The 20,022-nt window shown below is 71.5% G+C and carries 20 protein-coding genes; 7 read left to right on the top strand and 13 right to left on the bottom strand.

Translation table 11 applies throughout. From position 1 onward, the window contains the following. Positions 1 to 23 precede the first annotated feature (23 nt). The gene (locus AA23TX_RS45415; RefSeq protein WP_196425889.1) at positions 24 to 1,328 is read left to right on the top strand and encodes a hypothetical protein; all 1,305 of its coding nucleotides are present in this window, start codon (positions 24 to 26) and stop codon (positions 1,326 to 1,328) included. A gap of 91 nt (positions 1,329 to 1,419) precedes the next feature. Here AA23TX_RS45415 and AA23TX_RS45410 read toward each other — a convergent pair whose 3' ends face one another. From AA23TX_RS45410 to AA23TX_RS45375, 8 genes are all read right to left on the bottom strand, one after another. Further along, entirely contained in the window at positions 1,420 to 2,610 is a 1,191-nt protein-coding gene (locus AA23TX_RS45410; protein WP_155549049.1) for a sensor histidine kinase, read from the bottom strand. Beyond that, entirely contained in the window at positions 2,607 to 3,254 is a 648-nt protein-coding gene (locus tag AA23TX_RS45405) for a response regulator transcription factor (RefSeq protein ID WP_155549488.1), read from the bottom strand. Before AA23TX_RS45405 ends, AA23TX_RS45410 begins: the two co-directional genes overlap by 4 nt. Positions 3,255 to 3,318: 64 nt before the next feature. Beyond that, a complete protein-coding gene (locus AA23TX_RS45400; protein WP_155549048.1) occupies positions 3,319 to 4,599 on the bottom strand; it encodes a cation:proton antiporter in 1,281 nt (426 codons plus the stop codon). After that, a complete protein-coding gene (locus AA23TX_RS45395) occupies positions 4,596 to 5,861 on the bottom strand; it encodes a cytochrome P450 family protein (protein WP_155549047.1) in 1,266 nt (421 codons plus the stop codon). The genes AA23TX_RS45400 and AA23TX_RS45395 overlap by 4 nt, the downstream gene beginning before the upstream one ends. After that, positions 5,858 to 6,928, bottom strand: a complete 1,071-nt coding sequence (locus AA23TX_RS45390; protein ID WP_155549046.1) for an alpha-hydroxy acid oxidase — start codon at positions 6,926 to 6,928, stop codon at positions 5,858 to 5,860. Before AA23TX_RS45390 ends, AA23TX_RS45395 begins: the two co-directional genes overlap by 4 nt. Beyond that, the gene (locus AA23TX_RS45385) at positions 6,928 to 8,466 is read right to left on the bottom strand and encodes an NAD(P)-binding domain-containing protein (RefSeq protein WP_196425888.1); all 1,539 of its coding nucleotides are present in this window, start codon (positions 8,464 to 8,466) and stop codon (positions 6,928 to 6,930) included. The genes AA23TX_RS45390 and AA23TX_RS45385 overlap by 1 nt, the downstream gene beginning before the upstream one ends. A gap of 79 nt (positions 8,467 to 8,545) precedes the next feature. Then, positions 8,546 to 9,469, bottom strand: a complete 924-nt coding sequence (locus AA23TX_RS45380) for an aldo/keto reductase (protein ID WP_230863113.1) — start codon at positions 9,467 to 9,469, stop codon at positions 8,546 to 8,548. Positions 9,470 to 9,519: 50 nt separating this feature from the next. Further along, positions 9,520 to 9,921, bottom strand: coding sequence for a MerR family transcriptional regulator (locus AA23TX_RS45375; protein ID WP_155549043.1), 402 nt, complete (start codon positions 9,919 to 9,921; stop codon positions 9,520 to 9,522). Between the two features lie 84 nt (positions 9,922 to 10,005). On the opposite strand from AA23TX_RS45375, the gene AA23TX_RS45370 reads away from it, so the two are divergent. Beyond that, a complete protein-coding gene (locus AA23TX_RS45370; protein ID WP_155549042.1) occupies positions 10,006 to 10,623 on the top strand; it encodes a TetR/AcrR family transcriptional regulator in 618 nt (205 codons plus the stop codon). Here AA23TX_RS45370 and AA23TX_RS45365 read toward each other — a convergent pair. Together AA23TX_RS45365 and AA23TX_RS45360 are read right to left on the bottom strand one after the other, a co-directional pair. Beyond that, positions 10,596 to 11,855: a hypothetical protein gene (locus tag AA23TX_RS45365; RefSeq protein ID WP_155549041.1), complete on the bottom strand. Its 1,260-nt coding sequence runs from the start codon at positions 11,853 to 11,855 to the stop codon at positions 10,596 to 10,598. The two genes, AA23TX_RS45370 and AA23TX_RS45365, sit on opposite strands and share 28 nt — an antisense overlap. Continuing rightward, a complete protein-coding gene (locus AA23TX_RS45360; protein ID WP_155549040.1) occupies positions 11,852 to 12,427 on the bottom strand; it encodes an RNA polymerase sigma factor in 576 nt (191 codons plus the stop codon). Before AA23TX_RS45360 ends, AA23TX_RS45365 begins: the two co-directional genes overlap by 4 nt. Positions 12,428 to 12,497: 70 nt before the next feature. Here AA23TX_RS45360 and AA23TX_RS45355 point away from each other — a divergent pair, with 70 nt between their 5' ends. Continuing rightward, positions 12,498 to 13,889: a hypothetical protein gene (locus tag AA23TX_RS45355; protein WP_155549039.1), complete on the top strand. Its 1,392-nt coding sequence runs from the start codon at positions 12,498 to 12,500 to the stop codon at positions 13,887 to 13,889. Here the strand turns inward: AA23TX_RS45355 and AA23TX_RS45350 are convergent. The 3 genes from AA23TX_RS45350 to AA23TX_RS45340 are packed head-to-tail and all read right to left on the bottom strand — an operon-like array spanning position 13,871 to position 15,874. Then, positions 13,871 to 14,848, bottom strand: a complete 978-nt coding sequence (locus AA23TX_RS45350) for a pentapeptide repeat-containing protein (RefSeq protein ID WP_230863090.1) — start codon at positions 14,846 to 14,848, stop codon at positions 13,871 to 13,873. The genes AA23TX_RS45355 and AA23TX_RS45350 overlap by 19 nt on opposite strands. Then, entirely contained in the window at positions 14,823 to 15,446 is a 624-nt protein-coding gene (upp, locus tag AA23TX_RS45345; RefSeq protein ID WP_155549038.1) for a uracil phosphoribosyltransferase, read from the bottom strand. The genes AA23TX_RS45350 and upp overlap by 26 nt, the downstream gene beginning before the upstream one ends. A gap of 5 nt (positions 15,447 to 15,451) precedes the next feature. Continuing rightward, positions 15,452 to 15,874, bottom strand: coding sequence for a protein-tyrosine phosphatase family protein (locus AA23TX_RS45340; RefSeq protein ID WP_155549037.1), 423 nt, complete (start codon positions 15,872 to 15,874; stop codon positions 15,452 to 15,454). Between the two features lie 86 nt (positions 15,875 to 15,960). Here AA23TX_RS45340 and AA23TX_RS45335 point away from each other — a divergent pair, with 86 nt between their 5' ends. The 4 genes from AA23TX_RS45335 (at position 15,961) to AA23TX_RS45320 (ending at position 19,923) form a co-directional block, all read left to right on the top strand. Beyond that, positions 15,961 to 16,575 carry a DUF1707 SHOCT-like domain-containing protein gene (locus AA23TX_RS45335; protein ID WP_196425931.1) on the top strand — a complete coding sequence of 205 codons (615 nt, stop codon included), beginning with the start codon at positions 15,961 to 15,963 and terminating at the stop codon, positions 16,573 to 16,575. An 84-nt stretch (positions 16,576 to 16,659) separates the two neighbouring features. After that, a complete protein-coding gene (gene deoC, locus AA23TX_RS45330; RefSeq protein WP_155549035.1) occupies positions 16,660 to 17,634 on the top strand; it encodes a deoxyribose-phosphate aldolase in 975 nt (324 codons plus the stop codon). Continuing rightward, positions 17,634 to 19,064 carry an aldehyde dehydrogenase family protein gene (locus AA23TX_RS45325; protein ID WP_155549034.1) on the top strand — a complete coding sequence of 477 codons (1,431 nt, stop codon included), beginning with the start codon at positions 17,634 to 17,636 and terminating at the stop codon, positions 19,062 to 19,064. Before deoC ends, AA23TX_RS45325 begins: the two co-directional genes overlap by 1 nt. Continuing rightward, entirely contained in the window at positions 19,057 to 19,923 is an 867-nt protein-coding gene (locus AA23TX_RS45320) for an aldehyde dehydrogenase family protein (RefSeq protein ID WP_155549033.1), read from the top strand. The genes AA23TX_RS45325 and AA23TX_RS45320 overlap by 8 nt, the downstream gene beginning before the upstream one ends. The last annotated feature ends 99 nt before the right edge of the window (positions 19,924 to 20,022 follow it).

The following is a 20,022-nucleotide window of genomic DNA, read 5'->3' as shown; positions in this document are numbered from 1 at the left end:
GACACGCCTGACAGGCTGGGTGCGTGTTCGAAACCGGCCTGCCCGATCTGGACGCCTTCGCCGCGGGTGACGTGCGACGCTGGGCGGAGTTCGACGTCGCCGTGCGGCGGGCGTGGTGGACCGAGCAGCGCTGGTACCGCTTCCCCGGCAGCGAGCTCCTGCCGCTGTCGCGGGAAAAGCTGGCCGAGGCCGCGTGCCACGGCAACGGCCGGATGCGCGAAGTGGCCGTCGAGCGGCTGGCCGTCAGCCCCGATCCGGAGGCGGTGCCGCTGCTGCTCGTCCGGTGCGTCGACTGGGTCCGGCCGATCCGCGAGCGCGCACGGGAAGCGGCACTGTCCAGGTTGGACTCCGCGACCCTGCGGTCGATGCTGCCGCTGATCGGGGTGCTCCGGCGCCGGCAGCTCGACGACTGGATGACGACGCTGTTCCGGCGAGCCCTGCCGGATCACCTCGACGTGGCGCTGGCGATCGACGACCGGGAGGTCCGGCGCTGGGTCCACGTCGAGGTGCTCGGGCTCCTTTCGCGCGAGCACCTGCTGGACGTCGCGCTGCGGGACCACGACTTCGTGGTCCGCGCGGTGTGCGGCACCGCGCTGCTCGACCGCGGCGAGTGCGTCGAAGAGCTCCTCGCGGCCGGGACACCGAAGGTCCGGATGCGGGCGTTGACGCTGCTCGGGCCCGACGCCGCCGTGGCCCACCTGGCGGACCGGTCGTCGGCGGTGCGGTCGATGGCGCAGGCGCTGGTGTCCCAGGCGGGTGGCGACCCGGCCGCGCACTACCGCGCGATGCCGGTGTCGTTCGGCGCGGTCGCCGGGCTCGGCGAGACCGGCACGCGCGAGGACGCTTCGGGCCTGGAGCGGCTCCTCGCCGACGATCGTCCCCGGATCCGGGCCGTGGCGGTCCGCGGCCTGCGCCGGGTGGCGCCGGAGTCGGCCGCGGTGCGCCCGTTGCTGACGGACCTGTCGCCCGCGGTGACTCGTCAGGTGGTGACGTTCCTGCGCGGCAAGCCCGCGCTGGTCGACGTCCCCGCGCTGCGGGAGCTGCTCGCGGCGGAGCCACTCCACACCCGACGTGCGGGCGCGGCGCTGCTGCGTGACCGCGACACCTGGTTGCGCCTGCACACGGACCTCACGCTGCTGCGCGACCCCGACCTGGCCGCCGACGCCGAGCAAGACCTGTACGCCTGGCTGCACCACACGGCGGCGACGTACACGACCCCGTCCCCCGCCCTGGCAACCGAAATCGAGGCACTCCTCCCGCTTGCCCCACCGCAAGCGGCCCGGCAGCTCCGCTTCGCCCTGCGTCCAACCCGGAACTCGCGTGATTGAAGGGGCATCACGTGTGATTGGGGAGGCATCACTCCTGATGCCCCTTCAATCACCCGTGATGCCCTCCTGATCACGGGTGATGCCCCGTGGATCACGCGGGGTCGGCGCGGAGGAGCCTGAGGGTGAACGTGGCTCCGTCGCCGGGGCGGCCGGCGGCCGCGATCGTGCCGCCGTGGCCCGTCACCACCTCGCGGACCAGGGCCAGGCCCAGGCCGAAGCGGCGGCCGTCGCCGTCGGAACCTCGGGCGAAACGCTCGAAGATCCGCTCCGCGTCCGCCGAGGGGAAGCCGACGCCCGTGTCGCGGATGCGCAGCTCCACGTGCTTTTCGTCCGGTACGCCGAGCCACACCTCGATGGAACCGCCCGGTGGGGTGTGGCCCAAAGCGTTGTCCAGCAACGCCGAAAGCACGCGCCGCAACGCTGTCGGGACGCCCTGGACGACGTACGGCCGCCGTTCCCGTGACACCGCGAGCCGGACCCGGCTCTCCCCCGCGCGCACCGCTTCGGCCGCCACCGCCTCCTCGGCGAGCCCGCCCAGCTCCACCAGCTCGAACTCCGGCCGGTCGCACGCCTGCGCCGACAGCAGCAGGTCCTCGACGACCTCACCGAGCTCCCGCGTGCCGCGGACCAGCTGCTCGAGATCTTCGGCGTCGCGGCCGGACGAACGCCGCGCCAGCAGCTGCGCCCGCGTGTGCAGCCGGGTCAGCGGGGCGCGCAGCTCGTGGGACGCGTCCGCGACGAACGTCCGCTGTCGCCGCAGCGCGTCGGCCAGGGGCCGGATCGCCCGGCAGGCCAGCACCCGGCCGCACAGCACCGCCGCGAGCAGCGCCAGCACCTCGGCGACCACCAGCCCGGACACCAGCGACGAGCGGTCCTGGATCTGGTAGAGCTCCTCGAAGTACGCCTGCGAAACGACGCCCCCGCGGTTCTCGACCCGGATCGTGTACGTCATGCCGCCGATCGGGCGCCGTTCCGTGTGGACGTCCCCGGGCGACGGCACCGTCGCGTCCAGCGCCGCGATCGGCATGCCGGCCGGGGACGGGCCCGCGGGCGCGTGCAGGACCGGCGTGAACAGCCAGACGCAGCCGGGCGGGGTCGCGGCCGGGCCCAGCTCGACCGTCCTGGCCAGCGAGCGGTCGGCCTCGGCGTGCTGCCGGGTCAGCAGCATCCCGTACGCGATCGCGCCCGCGACGGCCACCAGCATCGACACCACCACGGCGATCTGCGCGGTGATCGCCCACCGCGCCCGCCGCAGGGCCCGTTCCTCCTGGTCCGGTTTCATACCACGCCGATCTGGTAGCCGAGGCCGTGCACGGTCCGGACGACGTCGCGGCCGAGCTTGCGCCGCAGGTAGTACACGTAGGTGTCCACAATGGACTCACCGGTCGAGTCGGCGAAGACGTGCGTGACCAGCGACGCCCGCGGGTGGATCGCCTTGGGCCGCTGCGCCAGCGTCCGCAGCAGCTCGAACTCGCGTCCGGACAGCGTGATCCGCTCCCCTCTCGGCAGCACGACCTCGTGCCGCCGCAGGTCGAGGGCCGCCGCGCCGAGCGGCAGACTCTCCGCGCCCTCCAGGTCACGGCGGCCGAGCGCGCGCAGCCGCGCCAGCAGCTCCTCGGCCTCGAACGGCTTGACGAGGTAGTCGTCGGCACCGGCGTCGAGCCCGCCGACGCGGTCGGCGAGCTCGCCCAGCGCCGAGAGCACCAGGACCCGGGTGGTCACCGCCCGCGCCCGCAGCCGGGCGATCAGCTCGAGGCCGTCCAGCACGGGAAGGCGGCGGTCGATGATCATCACGTCGTACTGCCCGGTGAGCCCGAGGTGCAGGCCCCGCTGCCCGTCGTGCGCCGCTTCGGTCTCGTAGCCTTCGTCCGCGAGCAGCTCGGCGAGCATGCCCGCCAGCTCCCGGTCGTCCTCGACGAGCAGCACTCTCGGTTTCGTCGCCCCTTCGTGCACGAACCCATACTGGCAGTGATTTTCCGAAATTGAACTATCAACTTTTCCCGTTTACCGGGACCGGTTCGGCCGTCAGGAGCAGTGCGCTGCTCCCCCGGCGGGCATCACGGCGGTCGAGCCAGCTCAGCACCGGCGCCGTCATGATCGTGGTGACGAGCGCGACGAGCACCAGCACCGTGAACAACGCCGGCGAGACGATCCCCGCGGCGAGCCCGACGTTGAGCGCGATCAGCTGCATCAGCCCGCGGGCGTTGATCAGCGCGCCGACGCGCAACGCCACCGGCTGCGATTCCCCCACCAGCCGCGCCGCGCCCCAGCAGGCACCGAGCTTGCCGATGATCGCGACGACCACGCACAGCACCGCGAACGCGAGCAGCTTCGGGTCCGCGAGCAGCGCGAACCGGGTGTTCAGGCCGGAATAGGTGAAGAACAGCGGGAGGAACACGATCCGCCCGATCGGCATGATCTTCGCGAGCACGGCGTCCGCGGCGGGCACGCGGGGGAACACGATGCCGACGCAGAAGGCGCCGAACACCGCGTACAGCCCGATGATGTCGGTGAACCAGGCGGCCGCGAACAGCGTCAGCGCCGTGATCAACATCTTCTGGTCGGCCGTGATCCGCTCGCTGCCCATCGCCTTCGCGAGCACCCGGCGGCCGACGAGCACGAGCAGCAACGCGAACAGCAGGCCGCCGCCCACGGCCAGCGCGACCGGCCCGGCCGAGTCGGCGTGCATGCCCAGCACGACAGCCAGCAGGACCCACGCCAGGACGTCGTCGAGGGCGCCGCAGGCCAGCGCGAGCGAGCCGAACCGGGTGCCGCCGAGACCGCGTTCGGTGATGATCCGGGCGAGCATCGGGAACGCGGTGATGGCCAGCGCGACCCCGACGAACGCCGCCGACGTCGCGAGCGAGACGCCGTCCTTGGCGATGCCGGCCCAGCTCGTGCCGAACACGGCGACGCCGACCCCGAGCGCGAGCGGCACCACCGTGCCCGCGGCCGAGATCGCGCCGACCGACTTCGCCGAGCCGCGGATGCTGCGGAGGCTGAACTCGTACCCCGCACCGAACATGTAGATGACCAGGCCGATCTGGCCGCCGACGTAGAGCAGCGGGCGGATGCCGTCCGGGAACAGCGCCGTCTGCACGCCCGGGAGGACCAGCCCCAGCAGCGACGGGCCGAGCAGCACGCCGGAGATCATCTCGCCGACCACCGGTGGCTGGCCCAGCCGCACCGCGACCAGGCAGACGAGCCGGCACACCACGAGGATGACCGCGACGGCGAGGAAGAACGCCGGTGCCGCTTCGGTGGGGGTCATGAGTTTCCTCCGGCGAAGTAGGTCGAGCAGAGGGCTTGTCTGCGGGCGTCGAGCACCATGTACGTGCCGAAGACGAGCTGGGCGAAGCTGCGCCAGACGTCTTCCCAGCGGTCGCGGACCGCGAGCCACACCAGGGGCGCACGCCGTCGGCGCGCACCGCGGGGCGTGAACAGCGCCGGGCCGCGGTTGGGGATGGAGCGCGTGTGCCCGGCCGTCGAGGCGAGGCTGAACCGGCGCAGGACCTCACGCGTCACGACGCGCATGGTCGGCGGGGCCAGTCCGCGGGCCGGGCAGGCCCGGTTCTGCGCGACTCCGAACGGGATGAACTCGTCTTTCGCGGTCTGGGCGGCGAAACCCGGGTAGCTGAAGCACAGCACTGTGCCCGCCGGGATGGTCAGGTCGGCCAGGTCGATGTCGGCCGTGGAGATCCGGTGCGCGATGCCGAACAGGGGGTACTCGCGCAGCCCGTCGTCGATGACCCGGTCCAGGTAGGCGTCGTCGTCCGGGTGCTCGACGAGGCGTCGCTGCACGTCCGGGCGCTGCGCGACGATCATCAGCAGGTGCGCCATCGCCTCGGACATCTGCACGACGGCGGTGTTGAAGAACGTGCCCTGCAGGTAGTAGGCCTGCTCCTCCGGCGTCAGGGAGTCCGGCAGCGGGTGCGGGACGTCGGCGAGGCGCCGCCGCAGGTACTTCGTCAACCGGGCCCGGCGGCGCATGTTCCGCGGCCGCACGCACTTCAGGGCCGAGACGACGTCGTCGGCGTGTCCCACGATGAGGTCGCGCGCCTCGGGCGGGCACGGCTCGTCGAACACCAGCTCGTAGTACAGCTCGGCCCAGATCGGCATCATCTCGTCGCGGATCCGGACCAGGCCGCCGCCGAGATCGTCGAGGACGTGGGCGGCCACCCGGCGGGCCAGGTCCTCGGAGTCCTTTTTGGACCGCACCAGGATGTGCCGGGTGCACTTGGCGACCTCGTCGTAGCGCGGCCCGGCTTCGAGGTGCTCCTGGTGCACCTGGGGCCCGGGCGCGAGCCAGTACCAGAACAGGTCGGACAGCGCGGCGCCGCGGCTGCGGCCGTTCGCCGCCGGGTCGGCGTAGACGCGCCGGAAGTCCTCGACGCCGACCTGCTCCCCCGGGATCGTCACCGTGTCCTGGCCGTTGACCAGCGAGAAGATCCGCATCCGCAGCGCGACGACCCGGGCGGGCAGCCACGCCGGCGCGGTCACCAATGCCGCGGTGGCAAGCGCTTTCCCGATCATCGCCGCACCTGGTCCGGAGTCAGGTCGGCCGGGTGCCGGCCACCGCACATGGCCAGCGCTTGGTCGAAGTCGTCGCGCAGCAGCTCCAGGACCTGCGTGACGCCTTCGCGGCCACCCGCGGCGAGCCCCCACACGATCGGCCGGCCGACGCCGACCGCGTCCGCGCCGAGGGCCAGCGCCTTGACGACGTCGGTGCCGCGGCGGATCCCGCCGTCGAGCAGCACCGGGATCGCCCCACCGACGGCCGCCGCGATCTCGGGCAGGACGTCGATCGTGGCGGGCACGGTGTCGAGCTGGCGGCCGCCGTGGTTGGACACGACGATCCCGGCGACGCCGTGGTGCACCGCCAGCCGCGCGTCCTCGGGGTGCAGCACGCCCTTGATCAGCACCGGGAGCTTGGTCTTCGACCGCAGCCACGCGATGTGGTCCCAGTTCAGCCCGGCCGACATGACGATCTCGCGGACGTGGCTGGCGTTGCCGCCGCTGCGGTTTTCCCCCAGGTTGCGGAGGTTCTCCACGACCAGTCCGGGCGGCAGGTCGTGGAAGTCGTTGCGGTCGTCGCGCTCGCGGCGGCCGAGCACCGGCGAGTCGACGGTGACGACGAACGCCCGGACCCCGGCGCTTTCGGCGCGGCGCACGATCGCCTCGGTGAACTCCAGGTCCGGCTGCAGGTAGAGCTGGAACCACAGGCCCGGGTCCGGCGCGACCTCGCGGGCCGCCGCGGCGATGTCCTCGATCGCCGTGGTGGCGGCCATGCTGACGATCATGATCGTGCCCGCCCGCGCCGCCGCCCTCGCCGTGGCGAGTTCGCCGTCTCCGTGGGCCAGCCGGTGGAACGCCGTGGGCGCGACGAGGATCGGCATCGACGACGGCGTCCCGAGCAGCTCGACGCTCAGGTCCCGTTTGTCGCTGCCGCGCAGGACCCGCGGGAGCAGCCGCAGCTTCTTGAACGCGGTTTCGTTCTCCGCCACGGTGATCTCGTCCTGCGCGCCGCCCGCGAAGTAGTCGTAGTGCACCGGGTCGAGGCGCTGCCGGGCCGCCGCCTCGAACTCCGCGATCGTGCGCATCACAGCTCCCGAGCGAAGAACGCGGTCAGCGGCTCGACGTGCACCTCTTTGTCCCACTCGTTCTCGAGGTTCTCGGTGACGTGGTGGGTCGCGACCAGCTCGCCGCGGCGGTAGTGCCGGACGATCGGGTGCAGGTAGTGGCCTTCGCCGGTGTCGTTGGCCTGATCCTGGGCGGCGCGCGCGACGAAGTCGAAGGGGTCGATCTTGTCGTGGTCGGGGCCGTAGTCGAGGGTGACGACGTAGACCTCGTCCGGCGGGTCCTGGAGGACGCGATCGACCGGCACCTCTTCGAGGTAGCGGGCGGTGTCGCCGTCGACGACCAGCGCGTCGCCGAGGAAGCCGAACTGCTGGTACAGCGCGGAAGTCCGGTTGATCCGGGTGATCACGGCGTCGGTCAGCGCGTCCGGTTTGGCGGGCAGCTCGGTGCTCGGCCACGGCGTGTCGTGGTGACGCTCGTTCAGGACCTTGGTCAGCGCGCGGACGCCGTAGCGGAAGCCGTGGATGAACGCGCTGGTGGCCTTCTTGAAGTCGCGGACCTGCGTGATCGTGCCGGCGAAGTAGAGGCCGGGCACGTTGACCGACTCCCAGTCCGGCGTCTGCGCCGGGAAGCGATCGTTGATCGTGAGCTGCGGGCGGCAGTCCTCGTCGAACAGCGACGCGTCGAAGCGGAAGCCCGTGCAGCCGATGACGCGGTCGTAGCGGATTTCCTTGATGACCTCGTCGGCGCGGGCGAAGGCGAACTTGACGTGGTAGCCGTCGGCGTCCTTGCGGACCTCGCGGACGTCGCCGTCGAGGATCGCGTGCTGGAGCTTCAGCTGGTACATGTCGAGGATGCCCGCGTTGTAGGCGCGCAGGTGGCCGACGAAGTGGGTGCGCCAGGCGAGCTTCACCGGCCGCGGGCCGCCGACGTGCACGACCGCGGCGGTCTCGATGAGGTTGTCGGCGGTCTCGAACGCGGAGTTCCCCTTGCCCAGCACGAGAACGCGCTGGTCGGTGAAGCTCTTCGGATCGACGTCGACGTCCACGTACTGGTCGATCAGCTCGACGCCGGGGAACTGCGGGAGGTACGGCTTGGTGACGCCGGTGGCCATGACCAGCCGGTGCGCTTGGAACTCTTCGTCACCGGCGGTGAGGATGAAGAGAGCGCTTTCCGGGTCACGGCGGATGCGCGTCACCCGGGTGTCGTAGCGGACCTGGACGTCGTGCTTCGCCGCGTAGTCGGCGAGGTAGCGCAGGAGGTCCGGCGCGTCCGGGAAGAGCTTTTCGCTGTAGTCGGTGAAGAGGGGCTGATCCTCGCCGCCCGCGGTCAGGATCGAGTTCCAGTCCATCCGCATGCGCAGCTCCGGGTCGGTGTACCCGGTGTGCTTCTTGTTGATGGAGATGAGCGTCCGGTGCCGCGGGAAGGTCTCGAAGAACTGACCGGGCGCGGACCCGGCCTCCAGCACCAGGTACCGGTGGCCGGCGTGGCCGAGGTGCTGCCCCAGCTGCACCCCGGCGGGCCCGGCCCCGACGACCAGATAATCGAGCACTTCCTCCACGACGACCTCCTGAGGCTCGGCACCGACCTTGATCGGCGCCGAGCCTGCTCCGGAGATCTCAGAAAAGGCTCAGAAGCACTTACCTGCCGGCCGCGCGGGCCAGGCGTTCGGGGTAGCGCTCCCCCGCGACGGCCTCGGCGGGAGCCGCCGCCGCAATGGCCGCGAGGTCGTCCGCGGTCAGCTCCAGCGAAGCCGCCGCCACGTTCTCCTCCAGGTACTTGCGGCGCTTCGTCCCCGGGATCGGGACGACGTCCTCGCCGTGGGACTGCACCCACGCGAGCGCGAGCTGCCCCGCCGTGACGCCCTTTTCGTCCGCCAGCTTCCGCAGCGCGTCGACGATCGCCATGTTGCGCTCGAAGTTGCCCTCGGCGAACCGCGGCAGGCCGCGGCGCATGTCGTCCTCGGGCAGGTCCTTCATCGACGTCACCGCGCCCGTCAGGAAACCGCGGCCCAGCGGCGAGAACGGCACGACGCCGATGCCGAGCTCCCGGCACGTGTCCAGGATTTCGCCCTCGATGCCGCGGGTCCACAGCGACCACTCGCTCTGCAGCGCCGTCACGGGGTGCACCGCGTGCGCGGCGCGGATCGTCGCCGCGCTCGCCTCGGAAATCCCGGCGTACCGGATCTTCCCGGCTTCCACCAGCTCACCCAGCGCGCCCCAGGTCTCCTCGATGGGCGTGTCCGGGTCGACGCGGTGCTGGTAGTACAGGTCGATGTGGTCGACGCCGAGCCGGCGCAGCGACTCGTCGCAGCTCTGCTTCACGTACTCGGCGTCGCCGCGGGCCCCCATCGCGCCGTCGGTCCACACGATGCCGAACTTCGTCGCGAGCACGACCTCGTCGCGGCGGCCGGCGATCGCGCGGCCGACCAGCTCCTCGTTGACGCCGTTCGCGTAGACGTTCGCGGTGTCGAGCAGCGTGACGCCGAGGTCGAGAGCCCGGTGGATCGTCGCGATCGACTCGTCGTCGTTGTCGCGGACGCCGTAGGCCTGGCTCATCCCCATGCAGCCGAGCCCCTGGGCGCCGACCTCCAGACCGCCGAGCTTCCTGGTCTTCACGCGGAAATCTCCTCCCTGCCCGGTTCCACTCCGAGCACGTTGCGCTCGACCTGGGCGTAGTTGTCGATCTTGTAGTCGAGGATGTCGAGGCAGCCCTGCAGCTCGGCGATCCGCTCGGCGACCGACCGCCGCTGCTCCACCAGGAGAGCCTTGCGACGGCCCGCGCTGGCGACGCCGTGGCGGCGCAGCGACGCGTACTCGCGCATGCTCTTGATGGGCATCCCCGTGGTGCGCAGCTTGGTCAGGAACCCCAGCCAGCCGAGGTCGTCGTCGGAATAGGCCCGGCGGCCCGCGGTGTCGCGCGCGGGCGGGTCGAGCAGTTTGATGCGCTCGTAGTACCGGAGGGTGTCGATGGACAGCCCGCTACGTCGAGCGGCTTCCGCTATCGAGTAGCTCATGCGCTCGACACTACGACCTGGAGTGCACTCCAGGTCAAATCCTCGTTCTGGTCAAAAATAACAGCGTTCCGATACGCTGTGTGCATGGCTCGACCACGGACACACGACGAAGCCCTCCGGCTGAAGCTGCTCGACCGCGCCGGCGAGCTGATCGCCGCGGACGGGCCGAAGGCGCTTTCCCTGCGGAAGCTGGCCGCCGACGCCGGGACGTCGACCACCGCCGTGTACTCCCTCTTCGGCAGCAAACCCGATCTGGTGAACGCCCTCTACACCGAAGGCTTCCGCCGCTTCGGCGCCCGCATGGCCGGCACCGTGCTGACCGGCGACCCGGTCGGCGACCTCGTCGCGCTCGGCAGCGCCTACCGCGCCAGCGCGCTGGCCGACCCCAACCTCTACGGGATCATGTTCACCAGGTCGGTGCCCGGGTTCGAGCCCAACGAAGACGCCGAGAAGCTGGCCCGGAAGACCCTCGAGCCCTTGGAAGCGGTCATCCGGAAGGCCATCGCCGACGGGGTCTTCCTCGACGTCCCCCCGGAGACGGTCGCGGTCGGCTGCTGGGCCTTCGTGCACGGGCTCGTCTCCCTGGAGCTGACCGGCAACCTGCCGGAGGAGTTCGACGTCACGGGCTCCTACGAGACGGCCCTGCGTGCGAACGCCTCCGGCTGGCTGCGGCCTCACAACAGCCGCAGCGACCCGTCGTAGACGACCTTGCCCTGCGCGTCGCGGGCCAGGACGTGCACCTTCGCGTCCGGGGCCCAGTCGATCCCGTCCGGCAACCAGGCCAGGGCCATGCCCTCGACGACGTCCACGTCGGCTTCGGCGCCGGCTGCGAACCCAAAGGCCGCCGAGGTCGCCGAGGCGGGCAGCGCCACCGGGACCGGGTTGCGGGCCTTCCCCGCCGGGGCACCTGCCTCGCGGGCGCCGAGCGTGCTCACCCTCAGGACGCGGGCCGGGGTCTGCCGGTTTTCGGCCAGGTCGGGGTAGACCCGCGCCTGGGTCTGTCCCGGCCGCCCGTAGTCGGGCTCCCGCGTGCAGACGATCACCCGGTCACCCCGGCGGCCCATGACGACCTGGTAGTCGTCGTCCTGCAGGAGCGGCCCGGGCCGGTAGGCCGCGGCGTCCGGGACCACCTCTTCGGCGTCGGCGAGGCAGTCGCCCAGCGCCCGACCCGCCGGTGAGGTGCGGTCGGCCGGCTCCGGGCGGTCGGTCACCGCGAGCAGGGGCGCCGGCGCGGCCGGCAGGTCCACCTGCCGGGGCGGTCCGGCGCCGGTGTCGGTGAGCGCGACCCGGGCCAGGCCCGACCCGACGCGGGTGAACGCCGCGAACTGGCGGCTGACCGGCGAGGCCTCGAGCTCGTTCCCGCTCGACCCGCGGGGCGTCGTGACCGCGAGGCTCGCCTTAGGCCAGGCCGGGTCGAGCACCCCGCCGACCAGCCCGGTCTGGCTGCGCAGCAGGAGCCCGGTGCGCGTACCCGGCGCGTACGCGGGCGTGGCCGCCGGGTCCGACAGCGTCACGGTCGTCTCGGTCGTCTCGCAGAACATCGGCTTGCCGGCCGCGGTCGCCGCGACCATCGAGTCCGCTGCCAAGACCTCCGTGAACAGCGGGACCCACTCCTCGCGCGGCGGCACCCGGTCCGTCTTGCCGGCGGCCTGGACCGCCGCCCAGCAGCGATCCAGTGCCGCGGTCGCGAGCCGGGCGTCGAGCGTCAGGCCGCCGGTGACCGCGGGCGGCGGCCCCGCGACGGGCTGCTGCCGGAACGTCTTCGTCGCGACGACCGCGCCGGCGGCCAGGACGAGCACGGCGGCCGCCGCGGCGTACCAGACGCGGTTGGTCCGACGCGGTTGCCCGATCCCGGCGCGGACTTCGGCACGCAGCCGGTCGCGGACGTCGTCCGGCAGCGCGCGCCGCGGCGGGAGACCGAGGTCGTCGCTCATTTCTCTGCCTCCTTCAGCAACGTGCGCAGGCGTGCGCGGGCCCGGGACAGGTGGGCGCGGACGGTGACCTCGGCGACGGCCAGCGCCGCGGCCGCGTCGGCGACGCTCAGGTCGCCGAGCAGGCACAGCTCGACGACCGCGCGCTGCGCTTTCGGCAGCGCCCGCACGGCTTCGACGATCTCGCGCAGCCGCTCCTCACCGTCGAGCCGCTCGGCGACCGCGTCGGCATGGTCGGACACCACCGGCGGGTCGGGGATCTTCCGGAGCAGCCGCAGCCGCCGTCTCGCGCCGCGGTGCTCGTCGCGGGCGGCGTTGCCGGCCACCGTGTAGAGCCACGGCAGGGCACTGTCGCGCACCAGTGTCACGTCGGCGCGGCGGCGCCAGGCGGTGAGAAACGTGTTCGAGGTGAGGTCCTCGGCGGCGCTCCACGACCCGGTCAACCGGTAGGCGTGGTTCCAGACGGCTTCGGCGTGCCGCTCGAAGAGTTCGCCGAAGGCCGCCTCGTCGCCGCCCGCGGCCCGGTCCCACAGGACCCGATCGTCCACCGGCGCCCCCGTCGCATGGCTGGTCACACCCCTCAGTGGCCGGCACCGGCCGGGTTGTTGCGCGCAACTCCCGCGAATCCGGCGGCCACTTCCGGTCGTGATCATCGAACAGGTCCGGACCACGGACAAGCTTCGCCTGCGGTTGCCCGCCGCCGTCGCGTGCGTGTCGGCGCTGGTGTTCGCGCTGGCCCGCCCGCACCTCATCGACGACACGTTCATCACGCTCGCCTACGCGCGCAACCTCGCGTTCCACGGGCACTGGGGACTGCTGGCCGACGCGACGTCGAACTCGGCGACGTCCCCGGCGAACGTTCTCGCCCTGGCCGCCCTGACCTTCGTGGTGCGCGACGCCGTCTTCGCCGCCGGAGTGCTGTACGTGCTGAGCCAGGTCGCGCTCGTCCTGGCCCTGCGGCGGCTCGGCACGGCGCTGCCGCGCTGGTTCCCCGCGCTGACGTTCGCCGCGTTGACGGTCAACCCTCTGCTGCTGTCGTCGATCGGGCTGGAGGTCGCCCTGGGGTCGGCGGTGCTCGGGTGGCTCACGGTCTTCGCCGTCGAACGGCGGCCCCTGGTTTTCGGGCTCACCGCGGGCGCGCTCGCGCTCGTGCGGCTGGACCTGCTGATCTTCGCCGTCGTCCTGGGTTTCTCGCTGCGATCCGGGCGGGCCGTGCTCGGCGCCGCGCTCGTCGCGCTGCCGTGGTTCGCTTTCAGCTGGGTCGTGCTCGGCGCGGCCGTGCCGGACACCTTCGTGATCAAGACGCTGCAGGGCGCGCAACGGGCCTGGGGTGACTGGACCTTCGCCAACGGGCCGCTGTTCTACCTCCGGACCTCGCCCTGGACGACCGTGCTGTCGTTCCTGCCGCTCGTGTCGCTGCCCTTCGCCGCCCGGCGGCTTCGGCCGTTTTCGCTGCTGGCGCTGGGAGGTGCGCTCTACCACGGGATGTACGTGCTGCTGACCGTTCCGCCGTACCACTGGTACTACGGCGCCGGTATCACCGCGGCGACGATCTTCCTGTGTGCGCGGGTTTCCGGACGGATCGCGGTCGGCGGTGTGCTCGTGCTGATCGCGGCCAGTGTCGTCGCGTACGCGGCCCCGGGGCTGCCGCGCGAATTCGCGCCGCTCACTTCGAACTACGCGTCGACCGCGAAGTACGTCGAGATCGGCCGGGACCTGCGCGGCCTCGCCGCCGGCCGGGTGATCGGCAGCGCCGGGGAAATCGGCGTGCTGGCCTACACGTGCGAGTGCGCGATCGTCGACGTCTTCGCCGACCGCGGCCTGCTGCCCGCGGCCATCGACGCCCGCGGCGCCGGCGACCGGTGGGTCCGCGCGGCACTGCGGGTGGACTACGCGTTCTTCGACTTCGACGTCCGGCCGCGGCGGCCCGACCTGGTCCTGCGCCGGTTGCCCAGCCCGCCGCCGGACGCCCTCGCGCACTGGACGCTCGACGCGCCGACGCTGGGACGGCAGGAGCTCTACTTGGTGCCGTCCTGAGGGAACTGCGCGTCGGTCAGGTCGAGTTCCGCGTGCTCGCCGCCCTCGAAGTCGGCCCCCTCTTCGAAGACCGTGCGCGAAAACTCGAACCGGCCGCTGGACCGGATCCGGGTGAAGCGGACGTTGCTGGTGAAGTGCGCCCGGGAAAAGAAAGCGCCTTCCTCGAAGACCGACCGGTCGAAGTTCACGATGTCGCGGAACTCGGTGCCGTAGAACCCGACGCGGCGGGTGAAGTGCGAGCCGCGGATGTGGAGCTGACCGACGAACCGGGCGCGGCTGAAGTCGGCGCCGGCCAGGGTGCACCCGCTCAGCCGGAAGTCGACGAGCGTGGCTCGCTGCAGGTCGATCGACATCCCCGGCCAGTAGCCGGCCGTGTCGTGGCTCAGGTGCGTCTTGAGCAGCTCCTGCACGGCCAGCCGGACGAGGAGCTCACCTTCCTCGGGGTCATCGGCCAGGTCGCGGGCCGCGGTGCCCTTGAGCCCGACGTCCGGAGCTTTGAACGGCATCCGCAGGTACGCGCACAGCACGTTGACGATCGTCTGACGCTGCTTCGGGTTGTCCTGCCCGAGCCGCTCCAGCGCGTAGAGCCCGCCGAACCGCACCGGCGCCTTGTCGCTGCCGAGCTGCTCGACGGCTTTCGTGTACAGCTCGGTGACGCGACGCTCCTCCAGGTCGCGTTCGGTCACGCCGGCGACGCGGGTCGTCTCGGCGAGCTGCAGCTCGAGCGTGCGCTGGCGGCGCGTCGCCAGCCACAAGGCGAAGACGCCACCCGCGCCCGCGCCGACGCCGAACGCCGTCTTCACGGCGTCGATGCGGACCGGCGCGTCCGGTCGTCCGGACCAGGCCAGGAACAGCCAGAGCAGGCCGCCGGTGACGGCCGCGACCGCGACGGCCGTCACCGCGATCCACCGCCACTTCAGGACCGGCAACGGCTCAGACGGCGCCGTACTGGCGGTCACCGGCGTCGCCGAGGCCCGGGACGATGAAGCCCGAGTCGTTGAGGCGCTCGTCGATACTGGCGGTGACGACGCGGACCGGCAGGCCGGTCTTTTCCAGGTGCGCCAAGCCTTCCGGCGCGGCCAGGGCGCAGATGGCCGTGACGTCGTCGGCGCCCCGATCGGTGAGCAGCCGGATCGTGTACTCCATCGAGCCGCCGGTGGCGAGCATCGGGTCGAGCACCATGACCGGCCGGTCGGCGAGCGACTCGGGCAGCGACTCGAGGTACGGCGTCGGCTTGAGGGTTTCCTCGTCGCGCGCGAGGCCGACGAAGCCCATCTGCGCGTCCGGGATCAGCTTGTGCGCCTGGTCGGCCATGCCGAGGCCGGCCCGCAGCACCGGGACGAGCAGTGGCGGCTTGGCCAGCTTGTAGCCCTCGGTGCGCGCGACCGGCGTGTGGATCCGCTCGGTCTTGACCGGCACGTCGCGCGTGGCTTCGTAGACCAGCATGACGGTCAGCTCGTGCAGCGCGGCCCGGAACGCGGCGCTGTCGGTGCGCGCGTCGCGCATCGTGGAGAGGCGGGCCTTCGCGAGGGGGTGATCGACGACGTGCACATCCATGCGGGTCAATCTAGTCGTTTCGCGAAGCTCTTCACCCAGCCGCGCTGCCAGGGCGTTTCGACGGCGCGTTCGTGGTAGTGCTTTCTGGTCCAGGCGACGGCTTCGCCGGCCGGGACGCCGGAGAGGATCGCGAGGCAGGCCATCACCGTGCCGGTCCGCCCGGCGCCGCCGTAGCAGGCGACTTCGACGGTTTCGACCTTGGCTCGTTCGTGCAGGGCCTTGATCTTTTCGCGGGCGTCTTGGGGATTCGTCGGTAGCAGGAAGTCGGGCCAGGTCACCCACTCGTGCGGCCAGGTGATGCCGCCGCCGTGCTTGCGCCGCAGCCGGCTGGTGCCCAGGTAGAGCCCGAAGTCCGGCTCGGGTTCGTCGGGTCGCGGGCGGGCGAGACCTCGCCCCCTGACGCGGGTGCCGTCCGGAAACTCGACCATAGGGGTCAGTGTCCTCCTGAAGGTGGACACGGTGGGTGGTTTTCGCCGCTAAGCTCCGCCGGGTGAGCGAACTGACGCCCGACCAGATGCGGGCTTCCGACGCGGACCGCGAACGCGTCGCCCAGGTGCTGCACAACGCCCTCTCGGAAGGGCGGATCACGGTCAACGAGCTGGAAGAACGCCTTTCCACGGTGTACGCGGCGAAGACGGTCGGCGAGCTCAAACCCGTGACGGAGGACCTGCCGTCGACGTCGGGGGCGATCGAGCCGGCGACCACGCGGGCGCTGGGCTTCCCGGACCAGCGCATCGGCGGCCACCCGGGCTCCCCGGTGTCGATCGGCGTGATGTCCGGCGCGGTCCGCAAGGGCAGCTGGGTCCTGCCACCGCAGCACACGAGCTTCGCCTTCTGGGGCGGCGCGGAGATCGACCTCCGCCAGGCCCGTTTCGCGGACCGGCAGTGCACGATCACGGCGGTCGCGATCATGGGCGGCATCACGATCACGGTCCCGGACGACATCAACGTGGACGTGACGGGGATCGGCTTCATGGGCGGGTTCGTGCTGGAGGACAAGTCGGGAGCGCCACCCGCACCCCCGACGGCACCGACGGTGAAGATCAACGGCCTGGGCTTCTGGGGCGGGGTCGTCGTCTACCGGAAGCCGGCGAAGCGGTCAGAGCCGCCGCAGATCGAAGGGTCCTGACCTCGGCGTTGTGACGCGTCCCGCACCCAGCGTCACAACCAATGGGGGCTCGCGCTGTCGGACCCGCCGCCTAGACTCAGGCGCATGACAGCCACGACCAGCACGTCAGCGGCGCCGGCCACCCCGGCACCGCTGGTGGACGCGGCTCGCGATGACGCGAGCCTGCGCCGCTTCCTGCTCGGGCTGCCCGGTGTCGACCAGGTCGGCGTCGAGCAGCGCGCGGCGGGCCTCGGCACGCGCAGCATCAAGAAGGACGCCAAGCGGTGGGCCATCGACACCGCCATCTCCATGGTCGACCTGACCACGCTGGAGGGCGCCGACACCCACGGCAAGGTCCGGGCGCTCGCCGCGAAGGCCGTCCGCCCCGATCCCGAACGCCAGGACACCCCGCGCGTCGCCGCCGTCTGCGTGTACCCGGACATGGTCGCCACCGCCGTCGAGGCGCTGAAGGGCAGCGGCGTCCACGTCGCGTCCGTCGCGACCGGCTTCCCCGCGGGCCGCACGAGCCGGGAGATCAAGCTGGCCGACACCAAGATCGCCGTCGACGCCGGCGCGCACGAAGTCGACATGGTGATCGACCGCGGCGCCTTCCTCGAAGGCCGCTACATGGACGTCTTCGAGGAGATCCAGGCCATCAAGGCCGCCTGCGGCGACGCCCACCTGAAGGTCATCCTCGAGACCGGCGAGCTGGCGACCTACGACAACGTGCGGCGCGCGTCGTGGCTGGCGCTGCTGGCCGGCGGCGACTTCATCAAGACGTCCACCGGCAAGGTCTCCCCCGCCGCGACGCTGCCGGTCACCCACATCATGCTGCAGGCCGTCCACGACTGGCACGTGCAGACCGGCCAGCTGCGCGGCGTCAAGCCCGCCGGCGGCATCCGGACCACGAAGGACGCGATCAAGTACCTCGTCGCCGTGCACGAGGTCGCCGGCGAGCAGTGGCTGGTCCCGGACCTGTTCCGCTTCGGCGCGTCCAGCCTGCTCAACGACCTGCTGCTGCAGCGCCGCACCCAGGTGGACGGCCACTACAGCGGCCCCGACTACGTGACGGTGGACTGATGCCTGTTTTCGAGTACGCGCCGGCGCCCGAATCCCGGGCCATCGCGAACCTCAAGGACCACTACAAGCCGTTCATCAACGGCGAGTTCGTCGACGGCTCGGGTGAGCCGCTCAAGACGATCAACCCGGCCACCGAAGAGGTGCTGGCCGAGGTCGGCACCGCGTCGAAGTCCGATGTGGACACCGCGGTCAAGGCGGCGCGCAAGGCTTTTTCGACCTGGTCCAAGATGCCGGGCACCGAGCGCGCCAAGTACCTGTTCCGCATCGCGCGGCTGATCCAGGAGCGCTCGCGCGAGCTGGCGGTGCTGGAGAGCCTCGACAACGGCAAGCCGATCAAGGAGTCGCGCGACTCCGACATCCCGACGGCCGCGGCGCACTTCTTCTACCACGCCGGCTGGGCCGACAAGCTGGACTACGCGGGCTACGGGCCGAACCCGAAGCCGCTGGGCGTCGCGGGCCAGATCATCCCGTGGAACTTCCCGCTGCTGATGCTGGCCTGGAAGATCGCGCCGGCGCTGGCCACCGGCAACACGGTGGTCCTCAAGCCGGCCGAGACGACGCCGCTGACCGCGCTGGTCTTCGCCGACATCTGCCGGCAGGCGGAGCTGCCGCCGGGCGTCGTCAACATCCTGCCGGGCGCGGGCGACATCGGTGCGTCCCTGGTGGAGCACGCGGACATCGACAAGATCGCCTTCACCGGTTCGACCGAGGTCGGCAAGGCGATCCAGCGCGAGGTCGCGGGCACGCCGAAGAAGCTGACGCTGGAGCTGGGCGGCAAGGCCGCGAACATCGTGTTCGAGGACGCGCCGCTCGACCAGGCCATCGAAGGCATCGTCAACGGCATCTTCTTCAACCAGGGCCACGTCTGCTGCGCGGGCTCGCGGCTGCTGGTGCAGGAGTCCATCGCCGAAGAGGTGCTGGAGAAGCTGCGCTACCGCGTCTCGACGCTGCGCGTCGGCGACCCCCTGGACAAGAACACCGACGTCGGCGCGATCAACTCGGCCGAGCAGCTGGCGAAGATCCGCGGGCTCGTCGAGTCCGGTGACGCCGAGGGCGCGCAGCGCTGGACCAGCCCGTGCCCGATGCCGGACCGCGGGTTCTTCTTCGCCCCCACGGTGTTCGCGAACGTCCACCAGTCGATGCGGATCGCGCGCGAGGAGATCTTCGGGCCGGTGCTGTCGGTGCTGACTTTCCGCACACCGGACGAGGCCGTCTCGAAGGCGAACAACACCCCGTACGGGCTTTCGGCCGGTATCTGGACCGAAAAGGGCTCCCGGATCCTGTGGATGGCGAACCAGCTGCGCGCGGGCGTGGTCTGGGCCAACACCTTCAACCGCTTCGACCCCACCGCCCCCTTCGGCGGCTACCAGGAATCCGGCTTCGGGCGCGAAGGCGGCCGCACCGGGCTGGAGGCGTACCTGAATGTCTGACCGGATTTCCGTCGCGAAGACGTACAAGCTTTACGTGGGCGGCAAGTTCCCGCGTTCGGAGTCCGGCCGGGTGTACCCGGTGACGGACGCGAAGGGCAAGTTCCTGGCGAACGCGGCGCACGCGTCCCGCAAGGACGTCCGCGACGCGGTGGTGGCGGCCCGCAAGGCGTTCGGAGGCTGGGCCGCGGCGACGGCGTACAACCGCGGCCAGGTGCTGTACCGGGTGGCCGAGGTACTAGAGGGCCGCCGCGACCAGTTCATCGCGGAGGTTTCGGCCTCGGAGGGACTGGCGCCGAAGAAAGCCGAGTCCATTGTGGACGCGGCGATCGACCGCTGGGTCTGGTACGCGGGCTGGACGGACAAGATCGCGTCGGTCCTGGGCTCGGCCAACCCGGTCGCGGGGCCGTACTTCTCGTTCACGGTCCCGGAGCCGACGGGCGTGGTGGGCATCCTCGCGCCGCAGGGGTCGTCGTTGCTGGGCTTGGTCGAGGTCCTGGCCCCGGTCCTGGCGACGGGCTCGACGGCGGTGGTGGTGTCGAGCGCGGAGAGGCCGTTGCCGGCGATCACGCTGTCGGAGGTCCTGGCGACATCGGACGTACCGGGCGGAGTGGCGAACATCCTGACGGGGCGGGCATCGGAGCTGGGCCCGTGGCTGGCGTCGCACGGTGACGTGAACGCGCTGGACCCGACGGGAGCATCTCCGGAAGACCGCGTGGGGTTGGCGCGCGAAGCGGCGAACACGGTGAAGCGGGTACTGACGGTGCCCTCGGCAGAGCCGGACTGGACGGAGGCACCGGACCTGACTCGCCTGCGGAGGTACCTGGAGGCGAAGACGGTCTGGCACCCGCTGGGCGTCTGAGTTCACGAGCGGAGGCCACTGCCCGGGTTCGGGTGGTGGCCTCCGTCGTTTATGACCACGCTAAGCTGTCGGACAAGTACTCAGAGTGCCGGGGGCGCA

The sequence above is a fragment of the Amycolatopsis camponoti genome (genome assembly GCF_902497555.1).
Classification (GTDB): domain Bacteria; phylum Actinomycetota; class Actinomycetes; order Mycobacteriales; family Pseudonocardiaceae; genus Amycolatopsis; species Amycolatopsis camponoti.
Note: the sequence above shows the minus strand (reverse complement) of the source record. Positions and strands in the feature narration are given on the sequence as shown.